Genomic DNA, 15,813 nt, shown 5'->3' with positions numbered 1-15,813 from the left:
AATCCATACCCTGTGGCAGTCAGGTGAATGCGGCGAGCAAGTCCTCTTCAAAGGCTTTCTGCGCATCCCCCGGCACTTGCGCCCGGTGCCGGGCGAGGTGAAATCCGACGTCGAAACTCATTTCTCCTACGCGCACCGCTCGCAGCAATCCTTTGTCCTCCCAACTGCGCGCGAAGTGGCTGGGCAGATATCCCACGTGTTTGCCGGAAAGAATGAAGGCGAGGGTGCCTTCGACCTGTTCCGAGCGCGCCGAACACAATTTGCCTCGGAACGGCTCATCGCTGCGCAGGAACCGATACGGATGATCGACCCGATCACACGCCTGCAACGCCTGATCATCCGGCGCGTCGTTGCTGAACAACGGGTGCCCCGGCGCGCAGTACAAATGCTGGGTTTCGCTGAACAGTTGCTTGTAGTCAAAAGCGCTCTGCACCTGTGAGAAATATCCGATCGCCAGGTCCAGTCGCTGTTGCAACAACAAACGCTCCATTTCACCGGGCATGGCGCTGATCAGCGCGATGCGCACCGACTCGTCGCGCTCGCGAAAACGCCGAATCGCTGCCGCCACCCGCTGCAGCACCGATTGATCAAGCGCCTCCGACAAACCGAGGCGCACCTCACCGATCAGGCGCCCGGCCACGCCGTTCGATTGATGACGGAACGCCTCGATCGATTCAAACAAGCCCCGAATCGCAATCAGCAATTGCTCACCTTTTGGCGTGACTTTAAAGCCGCTTTTGCCGCGACTGCACAAGCGATAACCGAGCCGCGTCTCCAGCCTGGCCATTTGCTGGCTGATGCTCGACTGGCTCAAACCCAGCTCGCCTTGCGCCGCGCTGAAGCCGCCGCATTCGACCACGCTGACAAACAGGCGCAGCAGTTGCAGGTCAAGATCATGCAGTTGGCCGAGCATCACACATTACCTCTGGATAAAGTCAGGTTAACAAACCCGGGATTTTTCCAATGTATCCGACGGCGCACGCTGCAACCACTCCAACGGGTCAGGTATTTCTCATGGCTGCTCTTCCGCAAATGGCTGCGCTTTCCAAGCTGTGTTTCCCCGCACTTCTGCTGGCCATCGCCGCATCGGCGCAGGCTGAGGACAAGGTCGTCAATCTCTACAGTTGGGCCGATTACGTGGCGCGCGAAACCTTGCAGCGGTTCGAGCAGGAAACCGGCATCAAAGTGCGCTACGACACGTTTGATTCATCGGAAGTCCTCGAAACCAAATTGCTCACTGGCGGCAGCGGTTATGACGTCGTGGTGCCGTCATCCAGTGTATTGGCCCGTGGTTTGGCGGCCGGCGCGTTGAAGCCAATCGCGCACGAGGGGCTCAAGGGTTACGCCAACCTCGACCCGGATTTGCTGGAGAAACTGGCGGCGGTGGATCCGGGCAATCGTTACGGCGTGCCGTATACCTGGGGCACGTTGGGCTTGGGCATGAACGTCGAAGCGCTCAAGCAGCGCTTGCCGGATGTGCCGCTCAACAGCCTCGACCTGCTGTTCAAACCGGACAACGCGAGCAAGCTGAAAGACTGCGGCATCGCCATTCTCGATTCACCGCAAGAGGTGATCGGCCTGGCGCTGCATTACCTCGGTAAAGATCCCTACAGCACCGACAGGAATGATCTGTCAGCCGCCGAGGCGTTATTGCGTCAGCTACAGCCGAATGTGTTGTACGTCGCCACTGGCCGGCAAATCAGCGATCTGGCCAATGGCAGCATTTGCCTGGCGCTGACCTACAACGGTGACGCGAGCATGGCGGCTGATCAGGCACGCAAAGCGAATAAACCCTACGAGGTCGCGTACCGAATTCCTACGCAAGGCACGCTGGTGTGGCAGGACAACCTGGCCATCCCCAAGGATGCGCCGCACCCGCAAGCTGCGCGCCAGTTCATCGAATTCATGCTGCGCCCCGAATCCGTGGCGGCGCTGACCAATTCGCTGTTTTTCGCCACCGCCAATACCGCCGCCACGCCGCTGGTGGACGAAGCGGTGCGCAACGACCCGGATATCTACCCGTTGGCCGACGTTCGCCAACGTTTGTACGCCGACCGCAGCATGCGCCTCAAGGACATGCGCCAGCGCACCCGCTTGTGGACCACTTTCCGTAGCCGCCAATAATAAGGAACACACCATGGACGTCCCTGTGCAAAACGATCAGGCGCTGACCCGCGACAGTCTCTACGGGACTGCCGCGGAAAGTACCTACGCCGGAATCACCAGTTTCATGCGCCGCCGCTACAGCCGCGATTTGCGCGGAGTGGATGTGGCGGTCAGCGGCGTGCCGTTCGACACCGCCACCAGCAACCGGCCCGGCGCGCGTTTCGGACCGCGCGGGATCCGCGCCGCGTCGACCGGAATTGCTTGGGAGCGCCATTGGCCGTGGGCCTTTGACCCGTTCGAGCATCTGGCGGTGATTGATTACGGCGATTGCGCGTTCGATTACGGCGCACCGCATTCGATCCCCGAAAGCATCGAGGCCCACGCCGAGCACATCCTCAATGCTGGCAGCGCCATGCTCACCTTTGGCGGCGATCACTTTGTCACTTATCCGCTGCTCAAGGCCCATGCGCGCAAACATGGCAGTTTGTCGCTGATCCACTTCGACGCGCACAGCGACACGTGGCCGGACGAGGAGGGCAAGCGTGTCGATCACGGCACGATGTTCTGGCATGCGGCGCGCGAAGGGTTGGTCGATCCGGCGCGCTCGGTGCAGATCGGTTTGCGCACGACCAATGACGATCACCTGGGTTTTCAAGTGTTGGACGCGCGGCAGGTGCATCGCCAAGGATGTGAGGCGATTGTCGAAGCGATTCGGGCGCGGGTCGGCGACAACCCGGTGTACCTGACGTTTGATATCGATTGCCTCGACCCGGCGTATGCGCCCGGCACGGGAACCCCGGTGTGTGGCGGATTGAGCACGGTGCAGGCGCTGGAGATTCTCGGCGGTCTGCGCGGGATCAATCTGGTGGGCATGGACGTAGTGGAAGTGGCGCCGGCCTACGACAATGCGGAAATTACCTCACTGGCGGCGGCGACATTGGCGATGGAAATGCTCTGTTTGTACGCGGCGAAACACAAGGTCGACCGGTAGCACATCGCGCAAAACCTGTAGGCGTGATCCTGCTCGCGATGGCGTTGGGTCAGTCGATATCTGCGGTGAATGTGAGATTGCTTTCGCGGGCAAGCCTCGCTCCTACAGGATTGGCGGTGCTCCTGAGATCACCGCCAACTCGTAGGAGCGAGGCTCGCCCGCGAAGCTTCTTCACGCGACCGGAATCTTCGGCAGATCAAGGGTTTCAACGCCGGTATAACGCGCAGACGACCCGACAATCATCGCGTGCGGCACGCCCGCTTCGACGCTGCTCGAATCATCGAGCCGCGCCAGATGCGCATCACTCAATTGCACCTCCAACGCCCCCAATGTTGCGTCCAGTTGCTCGCGGGTGCGCGAACCCAGAATCGGAATCAGCGCGGTGGTCGAGCGCTTGGCTTTCTCGCGCAACCAGGCAATGGCCACGTGGGTCGGGCTCGATTCAATCTCGGCAGCGACCGCGAGCAAGGTATCGAGCAGCGCCGTTTCCCGAGCGCTTTTCTCGGCGTGAATCAACATGCCCAGCTTCGCCGCACGGTTGTCGCCATCGTTGTTGCGGTACTTGCCGGTGAGGAAACCGCCACCGAGTGGCGACCATAACGTCGCGGCCAATCCCAGCGCCTCGGCCATCGGCAGCAATTCCCGTTCAGCGGTGCGTTCGGCCAGGCTGTATTCGGTTTGAATTGCGACAATCGGCGCAAACCCGCGCACTTCGGCCAACACGTCCGCGCGAGCGATGCGCCAGGCCGGGAAGTTCGACAGCCCGGCGTAATGAATCTTGCCGGCGCGCACCAGGTCATCGAAGCCACGGAGGATTTCTTCCATCGGCGTCACGCCGTCGCTGATGTGCGCCCAGAACAGGTCAATGTGATCGGTGTTAAGGCGTTTGAGGCTTTCTTCTACCGAGCGGACCATGTTTTTACGGTTGTTGCCGGTGTGGGAAATAGTCGCCACGCGGTCGGTGCCCATGGTGAATTTGGTGGCGATGACCAAGCGATCACGTTCGGCGGCGATGAATTCGCTGAGCATCACTTCGGACTGGCCATTTTGATAACCGTTGGCGGTGTCGATGAAGTTGCCGCCGGCCTCCAGGTAACCGTCGAAGATGCGTTTGGCCTCATCGCGCTCGGCGCCGTGGCCCCAACCGGTGCCGAAGTTGCCGGCGCCCAGCGCCAGTTCGGAAACACGCAAGCCGCTTTTACGGCCGAAAACTTTGTAATGCATGGAGGACTCCTGAGGACAGACGCTGTGGTTGAATATAAATGTTACGCGACATGTATTTAATATGATGCGAGCAATATTCGTCGTCAAGATGCTTTTTTCTTCAGGCGCAAATGAGCCGACCGCCGGCCAAATCCACACAAATCCCTACATAAATCCCTACAAATCAAAAAAGCGCCGCGTCATTAAGCTTCGAAGTGGCGCGTCATTAAGCGCCGACGTGGCGACTACGGGGCGCGCGTATATACTGCGCGCCATGACTATCGACTCTCCCCTCAGTGCCTGGCAGTACGCCGTCGAGCAGAAGGGCTTCGTCCAGGACGAAGCTCAGGAACACGCCGTCCGGGCGTTGCAAAAATGTCACGACGCCTTGCATCAGGCTTCGCATGAAAGGCGTGCGGCGATTACCGGCGTTTACCTTTGGGGCCCGGTCGGGCGCGGCAAGACGTGGTTGATGGATCAGTTCTATAACACCTTGCGCGTGCCGGCGCGGCGCCAGCATTTCCATCACTTCATGGGCTGGGTGCACCAGCGTTCATTCCAACTCACCGGCACCGCTGATCCGCTGAAAGCCCTGGCGCAGGAGTTGGCCAGGGAGGTTCGGGTGCTGTGTTTCGACGAGCTGTTCGTCAACGACATCGGCGACGCGATCATCCTCGGGCGTTTGTTTCAGGTGATGTTCGACGAAGGCGTGGTGGTGGTCTGCACCTCCAATCAGCCGCCGGATCAGTTGTATGCCGATGGCTTCAACCGCGACCGTTTCACCCCGGCCATCGCCGCGATCAAGCAGCATATGCAGGTGATCGCGGTGGACGGCGGCGAGGATCATCGCCTGCACCCCGGCGCCGCGTTGCAGCGTTATTGGGTGGCGGCGGGCGACCAGAGTGGTGGTCTGGCTGAGGCGTTCAAGGTGTTGACGGTCGGCCAGTCGGTGAGCAGCGATCCGGTCAAGGTCGGGCATCGCAGCATCAACGTCGTGCAGGCTAGCCCCACGGTGTTGTGGTGTCGTTACGCCGATCTGTGCGAGCAACCGCTGGCCGCCATGGACTTCATGGCGTTGTGCGACCGCTTCAACGCTATTCTCATGAGTGAAGTGCCCAACCTCAGCGCGCAAAAACGCGAAGGGCGGATTGCGCGAGGGACTGAGGACGGCGTGGAACGGGTGGCAGCGGGCGATCGCGAGTTGCCGCAATTGTCGGTTCACGATGATGGCGTGCGGCGTTTTATTGCCTTGGTTGACGAGTGCTACGACCGCAAGGTGCCGTTGTACCTTGAGGCCTCGGTGCCGATGGACGCGTTGTACACCGAGGGCTATCTGGAATTCCCGTTCCGCCGCACCCTCAGCCGTTTGCAGGAAATGCAGCTGCAACGTTTTGCCGAGGCTTGAACGCGAGCCTTTGGACGCGAGAGCGTTTTGATAAGAGAGCGTTTCGATAAGAGAGCCGCGATGATGACTCAACCGCTGTCTCACCATTTACTGACCATGGCTTATCAGAATGCCTGGGCCAATCATCGTTTGGCCAAGGCCTGGGGGCAGTTGAGCGCGGCAGAACTGGCGGCGCCACGGGTGAGTTTCTTCCCGAGCATTGTCGCCACGCTGAATCACATTCTGACCTGCGACTGGTTTTACCTGGACGCGCTGGAGCGCGAGTTGCGCGGTGACGTGCCGCACCCGGATTGCTACGTGTTTTTCAAGGATCAGCAGCCGTTCACGCTCGGCGCCGATCTGCGCCACGAGCAAGCGCAGGTGGATCGCCGGCTCATCGCTTATTGCGAACAATTGCGCGATGCCGACCTCGGGCGATTGGTGACCATCGCCCGGGAAACCCCGCAGCACGACAGTCGCTTGCGCATGCTTGCGCACCTGTTCGAACACCAACTGCACCATCGCGGGCAGGTTCACGCGATGCTCAGTGGCACCACGGTCCCGCCGCCGCAACTGGACGAGTTTTTTTGCGTGGGAGAGGCGGGTTTGCGGGCTGAGGACTTCGCGGAACTGGGCTGGACGGAAGAGTTGATCTGGGGGCACTGAGCAAATCGCAGGCATAAAAAAAGGCGTCCATCAGGACGCCCAAGGTGTAAGCCCTGGCGTCGGAGCAAGATCGCCAGAGGTCCATCGGTTCAGGGTTTGTAAGTTTCAGTGACTTGCGCGGTTTGGTCATCCGGAACCCGGAGTTCACCGCTCTGTCGTTGTTCCGCTTGCTTCTGCGCCGTGTTGACCGGGAAGTTGGCCCAGTAATGCTTCATCCGCTCAGCGCCGCCTTCGGCAAATGCGCTGGTGGAACCGAGGGCTAGCAGACCGGCGAGGATCAGCCTGACTCGTTTCATGGTGTATCTCCCACTAAGAATGACGGGGTGCCTTTCATCCGTGATTCGAGGGCGTGGGCGCAGTATCGGCAGGCCCCATTAAGTCGGGGTTAACGGCGATTGGTATGTAGGAAAAGGATGATTCCCACAATCGGCCTGCGGTAGCCGAGGCCATCGCAGCCAACCACAACCCCTGTAGGAGCTGAGCTTGCTCGCGAAAGCGTCGGCAGCCCCCACGGAGATGTTGGGGCGGATATGGCCATCGCGAGCAGGCTCACTCCTACATTGGATTTGCGGCGAGCGCAGCAGCTGTGGTCAACCACAAACCCCTGTAGGAGCGAGCTTGCTCGCGATAGCGTCGACAGGCGCGATGGTGATGTTGGGGCTGAAATAGCCATCGCGAGCAGGCTCACTCCCACATTGGACTTGCGGCGAGCGCAGCAGCTGCGGTTACCCACAAACCCCTGTAGGAGTGAGCCTGCTCGCGATAGCGTCGACAGGCGCGATGGTGATGTTGGGGCTGAAATAGCCATCGCGAGCGAGCTCACTCCTACTTTGGATTTGCGGCGAGCGCAGCAGCTGCGGTTACCCACAAAACCCTGTAGGAGTGAGCCTGCTCGCGATAGCGTCGGCAGGCGCGATGGTGATGTTGGGGCTGATTTGGCCATCGCGAGCAGGCTCACTCCTACAATTAACCGGCGGTGGCCGCGACTATTGCGGCCAACCGCGATCCCACAATCGGCTGTTTGTGGCGGGGGCTTAGAGTTTCCAGTCCAGGCTCAGTGTCACGGTCCTTGGGTCGCCCCAGTACACGCCGTTATAAAAGCCGACGTTGTCGTAATACCTTTCGTCGAACAGGTTATCGACATTGAGCGAGGCCGACAGGTGGCGGTCGAACTCGTAGCGCGACATCAACTTGACCACGGTATAGGCGCCTTGGCGGATTTTCGCGTTTTCGGTGACCAAGTCACCGTCGGCATCGCGGCCGATCGGGCGATTGGAGTTGCCCCAGATATCGCTCTGCCAATTCACTGCGCCGCCCACGGTCATCGCGTGCCAGTCGCCCGGCAGGCGATACGCCGTGGAGATGCGCAACATGTTCAAGGGCTGCGTGGTGTTGGCCCGCTGCTTTTCACCGTTGGCGGCGTGGGTGTAGGTGTAGCCGGCGGTCATGTTCCAGTCGGTCATTACCTCGCCGGACACTTCCACTTCAAAACCCTGGACCTTCTGGCCCTTGCCCCCGGACTTATAGAACTCCTCACCCGTCGCTGGATCCGGTGGCACCGAATCGTCCAGTTCGGCGACGTTGTCCTGCTTGCTCCAAAATACTGCCGTGGCGACGTTCAGGCGTTCGTCCAACAAACTGCCCTTGAGCCCAACTTCATAGTTGCTGCCGACCACCGGTTCGAGGTATTTGCGGTTGGCGTCGCGGTTGTCCTGAGGCTTGAAAATGTCGGTGTAGCTGACATACGCGGTGTATTCCGGCGTCAGGTCGTAGAGCAGCCCCGCGTACGGCGTCCAGATATCGTTCTGTTGCTGAGTGGTGGTTTCGACGCCGGTCAATTGCAGGTTTTTGTCGTAACGGTAGCTGTGGCTGGCGGTTTTCCAACTGCCGTAACGGCTGCCGAGCACCGCGTGAAACCTGTCGGTCAGGCTCAGCCGTGTCGCCACGTAACCGGCCTTTTGCCGGGTGCTGTCGGTGGAGCCGGTGCGAGCGGTGACGGTGTCCGGGAACTTGGCGATATCGCCCATGTATTTCCAGTCAGCGATATTGCCGTAGCCCTTCGGCACGCCGCCCCCGACGGTGTACGGGTTGTCCGAACTGCGCTCCGCTTCGCCATAACCGAACATCATTTCGTGCTCGCGCCCGAACAACGAATAAGGCCCGGCGACATTGAAGTCGTAGGCTTTCATTTTCTGTTCGCCGACCATGTGCCCGGTGTAGGCACTCATGCCGCTGCGGTCGTCATTCGGGAAACCGCCGCCGCCGTAGTAGACCTTGCCGTCGGTATCGCTTTCGCGGTGGGTGTAGGCCGCTTTCAAATGCCAGCCGCCGCCCAGTTGCTGATCGAGGTTGGCGAACGCATTTTTGTCCTTCAGCGGCCACGAACTCCACGGCGTCGCCATGTTGGTCGAGCGGCCGAGGTTGGCTTTGCCGCCCGCCGAATTCCAGTACGGCACGGTGCCCCACGAGGTGCCCTGAACCTGTTTGTCCTGATAGTCGTAACCGACCGCCAGCACGGTGTCATCGGTCAGATCGGCCTCGAGCACGCCGTATCCGACTTCGCGTTGCATCTGGTAATGATCGCGGAACGACTGGCTGTCGCGATAGGCCAGCACGCTGCGCCCACGCAAGCGACCGTCGAATGCCAGCGGCCCGCCGACGTCGACGTAGCTGTAGTAATCGTCATAACTGCCGCCGCTGACCCCGGTCTGCGCCTGCCATTGCGCGGTCGGGCGCTTGCGCACCATGTTGATCGTGGCGGACGGGTCGCCGGCGCCGGTGGTGAGCCCGGTGGCGCCGCGAACCACTTCGATACGGTCGTAGATGATGGTGTCGGAGTCGGATTTCATCCGCCCGAAGGTGTTGAGCATGCCGTCAATCTGGAAGTTGTTGATGGTGTAGCCGCGCGACGAATAGCTGACGCGGTCCGAGTCGTTGTGCTGGACCACCACGCCAGTGGTCTGGCTCATGGCTTCGGTCAGCGTGCCGAGTTTGAAGTCGTCCATTTGCTGGCGCGTGACCACAGACACCGATTGCGGGGTTTCCTTGATCGACAGGTTGAGCCGCGTCGCGGTGCTCATGGCGCCGGTGGTGTAGGACTCGGTGTTTTCAGTGGTGGTGCCCAGACCTTCGGCGGTGACGTTGGTCGCGGTGAGCTCCAAAGCGCTGGCGGCCGGGTCTTTGTCGGGCTCGGTTTCGGCCAGCAGTTCGGGGCTCAGGGCTGCGCTGCACAGGCCGAGGGTCAAGGTCATGGAACGGGTGATAGGCGCGAACATCGCGGCCGACTCCTTGTCTTCGAGGGAAAAATTCCGTTTGCTCAGAGACGAAGGCGGGCGGGGGGATTTAGGCTAAAACGAGAATTATTATCATCTTTAGGAAAGAGCTGTAGGAGCGAAGCTTGCTCGCGAAGGGGTCGGCACATTCAACAATGATGTTGCATGACAGACCGCTATCGCGAGCAAGCTCAGCTCCCACAGGGGCCGGCACATTCAACATTGATGTTGTTTGACCGACCGCTATCGCGAGCAAGCTCACTCCCACAGGGGCCGGCACATTCAACATTGATGTTGTTTGACCGACCGCTATCGCGAGCAAGCTCAGCTCCTGCAGGGGCGGCGGGTTATTGCTTGACCACCGCTGGCTCGGGGAGCACTGGGTTTTTCGGTTTGATCAGGCTGAAGTCGATCAGCGGCCGCTGTTTGCTTTCATACGGGTTGCCGATCATCAGCGGGCGCGGAGTGAAGCTGTCGCTGACCAGGCTTTTGCTGCGGTCCAGTTCGTCGAAACTCAACCCGGCCAGGTCGGCCCAGGTGTGGATCAAGTGCGAGCTGCTGTAAGGGCGGCTCAGGTCGGCGGCAAAATTCCAGTCGTGGGTTTCACGCCATTTCGGCGAGGCCCACGCCATGAACGGAATGGTGTACATCGGCGCCGTCGGCTTGCTTTCGTTGCGTCCGAGGGTCTTGTGGCCCACAGAGTCGAAAACGTCTTCGCCGTGGTCCGAGAGGTACAACAGGAAGCCGTTCGGATCGGACTTGGCGTAATCCTTGATCAGGCTCGACACCACGAAGTCGTTGTACAGCACCGCGTTGTCATAGCTGTTGTAGGTCGGCACTTCGTCGTCATGTACGCCGGGTGGCACGCCGGTGCGGTCCTTGAACTTGTCGAACGTCGGCGGATAACGGTACTGGTAGCTCATGTGCGTACCGAGCAAATGCACGACGATCAGCTTGCGCGGCGCCGCGTCACCCAAGGCCTTGTTGAACGGCGCAATCACATCGCCATCGTATTGCGCGGCGTTCTGGTTGCGGTTGTTGTTCAGGTACACCTGCTCGTCAGCCTGTTCGGAGAACGTGGTGAGCATGGTGTTGCGTTTGGTCATGGTCTGCTGGTTGGTGATCCAGAAGGTTTTGTAGCCGGCCTGTTTCATCATGCTGACCAGCGACGGCGTCGACAGGTACAGGTCCGGGTTCTCTTCGTCGGCGAAGGTCAACACCTGCTGCAGCGCCTCGATGGTGTAGGGGCGCGGGGTGATGACGTTGTTGAAGACCGCCAGTTGATCCTTGAGCTTGTCCAATTCCGGGGTGGTTTGGCGGTCGTAACCGTAGAGGCTCATGCGCTGACGGTTGGTCGACTCGCCGATGACCAGCACCAGCGTCTGCGGCTTGTCGGCGTCGGCACTCTGGAGGTTTTTCAGCGGCGCGATCTTGCTCGCGCTGTGCAGCATGTCTTGCATGCCGGCCAGGGTGTCGAGGTAACGGTGATAGGCCACGGCCATCTGCCATGGCACGGCCGGCTCGATGCGTGTCTCGAATTTCTCGAAACCGCCGGCCAGGCTGCCGGTGCGCGCGGTTTGCTTGATCAGCGGGTAACCGACCACGGCGATGATGATCGCGGTGGCGGCGACCAGCGCCTGACCGCGCGGCAGGTACACAGGGCGCAAGCGGGTCCACAGGAAGTAGGCGAACAGCGTGTGGGCGAGGAACGCCGCGACCATCCACCAGGCAAAGTATTGAGTCATGTACTCGCCAGCTTCAGAGATGTTCGACTCGAACATGATGAAGATGACGCTCTGGGAAAACTCCTGCTGATAGATGAAGAAGTAGCCCAGGCTGGCCATCGAGCAGGCCCACAGCACGATGCCGATCAACGCGGACAACAGGCGCGTGCGCTTGGGGAACAGCAACATCGGCGCGAGCCACACGGCACTCATCACGAAAGCCTGGCGGAACCCGGTGAAACCGGAGGTGCCAGTCAGCTGGATCAGCAGTTGGGTAATACCCGAGAAGTACCAGAAGAACACGAACAGCCAGAGAAACCCGGCCCAATCAAAACCTGTCGCAGACGTTTTGCTGCGTTTGAACACTGCCATTCAGAACTCCCACCGGTATTGTTTAAGCTCCGGCGTCATCAAGCGAACCGACGAAAAACCACTGTCCGGGAACCGAACAGCCACAAGGGTCGGGAGTATCGCTAGGGGAGTGTGAAAACTTTGTGAGTTTTGTTCAGGAACGCGACAGGTAGTCCTGCAGCCAATGGCTTTTCATGTAGGAGTGAGCCTGCTCGCGAAAGCGGTGGGTCAGCCAATAGTGACATCAACCGACACGACGCCTTCGCGAGCAAGCTTGCTCCCACAGGAAATGAGGTGCTGTTCGATAAATGTGTTGCCGGGAGGTCAGGCGTTCAACGCGGGCATGGCGTGCCCGGCCAGCTGTGCTTGCTGCTGCAACAATTGCCGAAGCTGCGTCACCTGATTTTTCAAGGCGTCGCGCTCGTCTTTCAATTGGCGCAGTTCATCACGACGGATCGTGACGTAGAGAGTTTGTGGGGGACGTGCGGTAACGATTGTGTCCATTGCTCACCTCGCAAATGGCCTGCATCAACTGTGATTGTGTCGTTCTTGCGAGCGACTCCTTCACTATCGGCCGCGATTTTGATTTCTTTTGCCCGTGAATGGAACTTTTTTATTTTTCACGGTCGGTGTGTCTTTGTGACGATTCCCGACGTTATCTGTCTGGAATCGGGCACAATGCCCGGAAACTTCATCCCGGCGCTCTGGACTAACCCACATTAGTCGCGTTGGGCTATAACCTTTGACACACTTTATTTGTAGTAAGGAGCATCAGCACATGCAACTCGGGATTATTGGACTGGGCCGCATGGGCGGTAACATTGCGCGGCGCCTGATGCTCAATGGGCATACCACCGTTGTTTACGACCGCAATACCGCCTTCGTCGAAAACCTTGTCAGCGAGGGTTCCACCGGCGTCGCCGACCTGCCTGCACTGGTCGCCGGCCTCGCCAAGCCGCGAGCCATCTGGGTCATGCTGCCGGCCGGCGCACCGACCGAAGACACCATCGACACCCTGAGCAACCTGCTCGAGGCAGGGGACACCATCATCGATGGCGGCAACACCTACTATAAGGACGACATTCGCCGGGCCAAAACCCTCGCGGACAAAGGCCTGCACTACATCGACGTCGGCACCTCCGGCGGCGTCTGGGGCCTGGAGCGCGGCTACTGCATGATGATTGGCGGCGACGCCGAGACCGTCACGCGCCTCGACCCGTTGTTCCAAAGCCTGGCGCCGGGCATGGGTGACATCCCACGCACCAAGGACCGCAAGTCCGATGACGACCGTGCCGAGCGCGGCTACATCCACGCCGGCCCAGCCGGTTCGGGTCACTTCGTGAAGATGATCCACAACGGCATCGAGTACGGCATGATGCAGGCCTTCGCCGAAGGCTTCGACATCCTCAAGACCAAATCCAGCACTCATCTGCCGGAAGACCAGCGCTTCGACCTCAACGTCGGCGACATCGCCGAAGTCTGGCGCCGTGGCAGCGTGGTCTCTTCGTGGCTGCTCGACCTGACGGCCGACGCCTTGGCCACCGATCCCAAGCTCGACGGCTATTCCGGCGAAGTGGCCGACAGCGGTGAAGGTCGCTGGACCATCGAAGCTGCGATGGAGCAAGCGGTGCCGGTACCGGTGCTGTCGAACTCGCTGTTCTCGCGCTACCGTTCGCGCGGTCAAGGCACCTTCGGCGACAAAATTCTCTCGGCCCAGCGCTTCGGCTTCGGCGGCCACGTGGAGACTCCGAAAAAATGACCCACACGATCCGCAATAAATCCAAAGCAGAACCCGCACCACCGACCACGCTGTTCCTGTTCGGTGCCCATGGTGACCTGGTCAAGCGCTTGCTGATGCCGGCGCTGTACAACCTGAGCCGCGACGGCCTGCTTGGCGATGGATTGCGGATCATCGGCGTTGACCACAACGCCATCAGCGATGAAGCCTTCGCGCAAAAACTCGAAGACTTCATCCGCACCGAAGCGGCGAGCAAAGTCGGCAAGGGCGATCAGCTGCTTGATCCGGCCCTGTGGGCCAAGCTTGCAAAAGGCATCAGCTACGTCCAGGGCGACTTCCTGGACGACAGCACTTATCAAGCGCTGGCGGCGAAAATCGCCGCCAGCGGCACCGGCAATGCGGTGTTCTATCTGGCCACCGCGCCACGTTTCTTCAGCGAAGTGGTGAACCGCCTCGGCAGCGCAGGTTTGCTGATTGAAACCCCGGATGCGTTCAGAAGGGTGGTGATCGAAAAACCGTTCGGCTCCGATCTGCACACCGCCGAAGCGTTGAACGCGTGCCTGCTCAAGGTCATGTCGGAAAAGCAGATCTACCGGATCGACCACTATCTGGGCAAGGAAACCGTGCAGAACATTCTGGTCAGCCGGTTCTCCAACAGCCTGTTCGAAGCCTTCTGGAACAACCATTACATCGACCACGTGCAGATCACTGCGGCGGAAACCGTCGGCGTGGAAACCCGTGGCAGTTTTTACGAGCACACCGGCGCGTTGCGCGACATGGTGCCCAATCACTTGTTCCAACTGCTGGCGATGGTCGCCATGGAACCGCCGGCCGCGTTCGGCGCCGATGCGGTGCGTGGCGAAAAGGCCAAAGTGGTGGGCGCGATCCGGCCGTGGTCCGTCGAAGAAGCACGGGCCAACTCGGTGCGCGGGCAATACGCTGCCGGCCAAGTCGATGGCAAACCGCTGACCGGCTACCGCGAGGAAAACAACGTCGCCCCCGACAGCAGCACCGAAACCTACGTCGCGCTGAAAGTGATGATCGACAACTGGCGTTGGGTCGGCGTGCCGTTCTACCTGCGCACCGGCAAGCGCATGAGCGTGCGCGACACCGAAATCGTCATCTGCTTCAAACCGGCGCCGTACGCGCAGTTTCGCGACACCGAAGTCGATGAGTTGCAGCCGACTTACCTGCGCATCCAGATCCAGCCGAACGAAGGCATGTGGTTCGACCTGCTGGCCAAGCGGCCAGGACCGGCATTGAAAATGGCCAACATCGAGCTGGGTTTCGCCTACAAGGATTTCTTCGAAATGCAGCCGTCCACCGGCTACGAAACGCTGATCTACGACTGCCTGACCGGCGACCAGACACTGTTCCAGCGCGCCGACAACATCGAGAACGGCTGGCGCGCCGTACAACCGTTCCTCGACGCCTGGCAGCAGGACGCGAGCGTCGAGACCTACGCCGCCGGTGAAGACGGCCCGCAAGCCGCTGAAGACCTGCTGACCCGTGACGGTCGCTTGTGGCATAGCCTCGGATGAGTGACGACGTGAAACACCCCATCCGTTTTCTGCTCAGCGACATGGACGGCACGTTGCTGCTGCCCGATCACAGCCTCAGTCAGCGCACCATCGAAGCGGTCCGCGCCTTGCGTGAGGCCGGCTTAATGTTCAGCTTGGCCACCGGCCGTCCGCCCAAAGCCATGTTGCAGCAGATCGAAGCGTTGGGCGTCGACCTGCCGACTGCCGCGTTCAATGGCGGCACCATCGTCAAACCGGACGGCACGTTGCTGGTCGCGCATTATTTGCCGGTGACTGCCGCGCTGACTGCACTGGCACTGTTTGCTGATCGCCCGGACATCGAAATCTGGGTGTTCAGCGGCGGCGACTGGCTGCTCAAAGACCCGCACGGCCCGATGGTCCCGCGCGAACAGAGCGGCTTGGGTTATCCGCCAGTGGTGGTCGAGAGTTTTGAGCCGTATCTGCAGAAGATCGACAAGATCGTCGCCACCAGTGACAACGCGCAGTTGCTCATTGAACTGGAAGCGCTGCTGTTGCCGAAAGTCGAAGGCCAGGCGCAGGTGTCGCGTTCACAGCCGATCTATCTGGACGTGACGGCGATGCAAGCCAACAAGGGTGATGCGCTGGCGACCTTGGCCGACTACCTCGGCGTGCCGCTGGAGCAAACGGCGGCGATGGGCGACGGCGGCAACGACCCGGCGATGTTTCATCGTGCCGGGTTGTCGATTGCCATGGGCCAGGCTGAAGAAGCGGTCAAACGCCAAGCTGACGTCGTCACCGGCGCCAACACCGAGGACGGCGCGGCGCAAGCAATCGAGCGCTACATCCTGCGCCGCACGTAAGATCACCGCAAAACGA

Annotated in this window: 13 protein-coding genes; 7 read left to right on the top strand and 6 right to left on the bottom strand. The window is 60.4% G+C overall.

The features are described from left to right. Positions 1-19 precede the first annotated feature (19 nt). Positions 20-913 carry a LysR family transcriptional regulator gene (locus tag FBY12_RS04615; protein WP_145251540.1) on the bottom strand — a complete coding sequence of 298 codons (894 nt, stop codon included), beginning with the start codon at positions 911-913 and terminating at the stop codon, positions 20-22. A gap of 119 nt (positions 914-1,032) precedes the next feature. Here FBY12_RS04615 and FBY12_RS04610 point away from each other — a divergent pair, with 119 nt between their 5' ends. Together FBY12_RS04610 and speB are read left to right on the top strand one after the other, a co-directional pair. Next, the gene (locus tag FBY12_RS04610) at positions 1,033-2,124 is read left to right on the top strand and encodes a polyamine ABC transporter substrate-binding protein (protein WP_145252320.1); all 1,092 of its coding nucleotides are present in this window, start codon (positions 1,033-1,035) and stop codon (positions 2,122-2,124) included. 13 nt (positions 2,125-2,137) lie between these two features. Beyond that, positions 2,138-3,097: an agmatinase gene (speB, locus tag FBY12_RS04605; protein WP_145251538.1), complete on the top strand. Its 960-nt coding sequence runs from the start codon at positions 2,138-2,140 to the stop codon at positions 3,095-3,097. A 171-nt stretch (positions 3,098-3,268) separates the two neighbouring features. On the opposite strand, the gene FBY12_RS04600 is transcribed toward speB, so the two are convergent. Further along, positions 3,269-4,321, bottom strand: a complete 1,053-nt coding sequence (locus FBY12_RS04600) for an aldo/keto reductase (protein WP_145251536.1) — start codon at positions 4,319-4,321, stop codon at positions 3,269-3,271. Between the two features lie 253 nt (positions 4,322-4,574). On the opposite strand from FBY12_RS04600, the gene zapE reads away from it, so the two are divergent. Together zapE and FBY12_RS04590 are read left to right on the top strand one after the other, a co-directional pair. Next, positions 4,575-5,705 carry a cell division protein ZapE gene (gene zapE / locus FBY12_RS04595; RefSeq protein ID WP_145251534.1) on the top strand — a complete coding sequence of 377 codons (1,131 nt, stop codon included), beginning with the start codon at positions 4,575-4,577 and terminating at the stop codon, positions 5,703-5,705. Between the two features lie 63 nt (positions 5,706-5,768). Next, a complete protein-coding gene (locus tag FBY12_RS04590) occupies positions 5,769-6,350 on the top strand; it encodes a DinB family protein (RefSeq protein WP_145252318.1) in 582 nt (193 codons plus the stop codon). A gap of 89 nt (positions 6,351-6,439) precedes the next feature. On the opposite strand, the gene FBY12_RS04585 is transcribed toward FBY12_RS04590, so the two are convergent. The 4 genes from FBY12_RS04585 to FBY12_RS04570 all read right to left on the bottom strand — a co-directional run bounded on the left by FBY12_RS04585 (position 6,440) and on the right by FBY12_RS04570 (position 12,201). Continuing rightward, complete coding sequence (locus FBY12_RS04585; protein ID WP_145251532.1) at positions 6,440-6,646, bottom strand: hypothetical protein; 207 nt, start codon at positions 6,644-6,646, stop codon at positions 6,440-6,442. Between the two features lie 738 nt (positions 6,647-7,384). After that, positions 7,385-9,625, bottom strand: coding sequence for a TonB-dependent siderophore receptor (locus tag FBY12_RS04580; RefSeq protein ID WP_145251530.1), 2,241 nt, complete (start codon positions 9,623-9,625; stop codon positions 7,385-7,387). Between the two features lie 344 nt (positions 9,626-9,969). Continuing rightward, the gene (locus FBY12_RS04575) at positions 9,970-11,718 is read right to left on the bottom strand and encodes a phosphoethanolamine transferase CptA (RefSeq protein WP_145251528.1); all 1,749 of its coding nucleotides are present in this window, start codon (positions 11,716-11,718) and stop codon (positions 9,970-9,972) included. 303 nt (positions 11,719-12,021) lie between these two features. After that, positions 12,022-12,201: a DUF6026 family protein gene (locus FBY12_RS04570; RefSeq protein WP_121730873.1), complete on the bottom strand. Its 180-nt coding sequence runs from the start codon at positions 12,199-12,201 to the stop codon at positions 12,022-12,024. Between the two features lie 274 nt (positions 12,202-12,475). Here FBY12_RS04570 and gnd point away from each other — a divergent pair, with 274 nt between their 5' ends. Genes gnd through FBY12_RS04555 form a run of 3 tightly spaced genes read left to right on the top strand, consistent with a single transcriptional unit; the run spans position 12,476 to position 15,797 of the window. Next, positions 12,476-13,456: a phosphogluconate dehydrogenase (NAD(+)-dependent, decarboxylating) gene (gene gnd, locus FBY12_RS04565; RefSeq protein WP_145251526.1), complete on the top strand. Its 981-nt coding sequence runs from the start codon at positions 12,476-12,478 to the stop codon at positions 13,454-13,456. Next, complete coding sequence (zwf, locus tag FBY12_RS04560) at positions 13,453-14,976, top strand: glucose-6-phosphate dehydrogenase (protein WP_145251524.1); 1,524 nt, start codon at positions 13,453-13,455, stop codon at positions 14,974-14,976. The genes gnd and zwf overlap by 4 nt, the downstream gene beginning before the upstream one ends. After that, a complete protein-coding gene (locus FBY12_RS04555) occupies positions 14,973-15,797 on the top strand; it encodes an HAD family hydrolase (RefSeq protein ID WP_145251521.1) in 825 nt (274 codons plus the stop codon). The genes zwf and FBY12_RS04555 overlap by 4 nt, the downstream gene beginning before the upstream one ends. Positions 15,798-15,813 lie beyond the last annotated feature (16 nt).

It is taken from the genome of Pseudomonas sp. SJZ131, from assembly GCF_007828705.1.
Classification (GTDB): domain Bacteria; phylum Pseudomonadota; class Gammaproteobacteria; order Pseudomonadales; family Pseudomonadaceae; genus Aquipseudomonas; species Aquipseudomonas prosekii.
The sequence above is the reverse complement of the archived record's forward strand: the minus strand, read 5'-3'. Positions and strand labels throughout refer to the sequence as shown.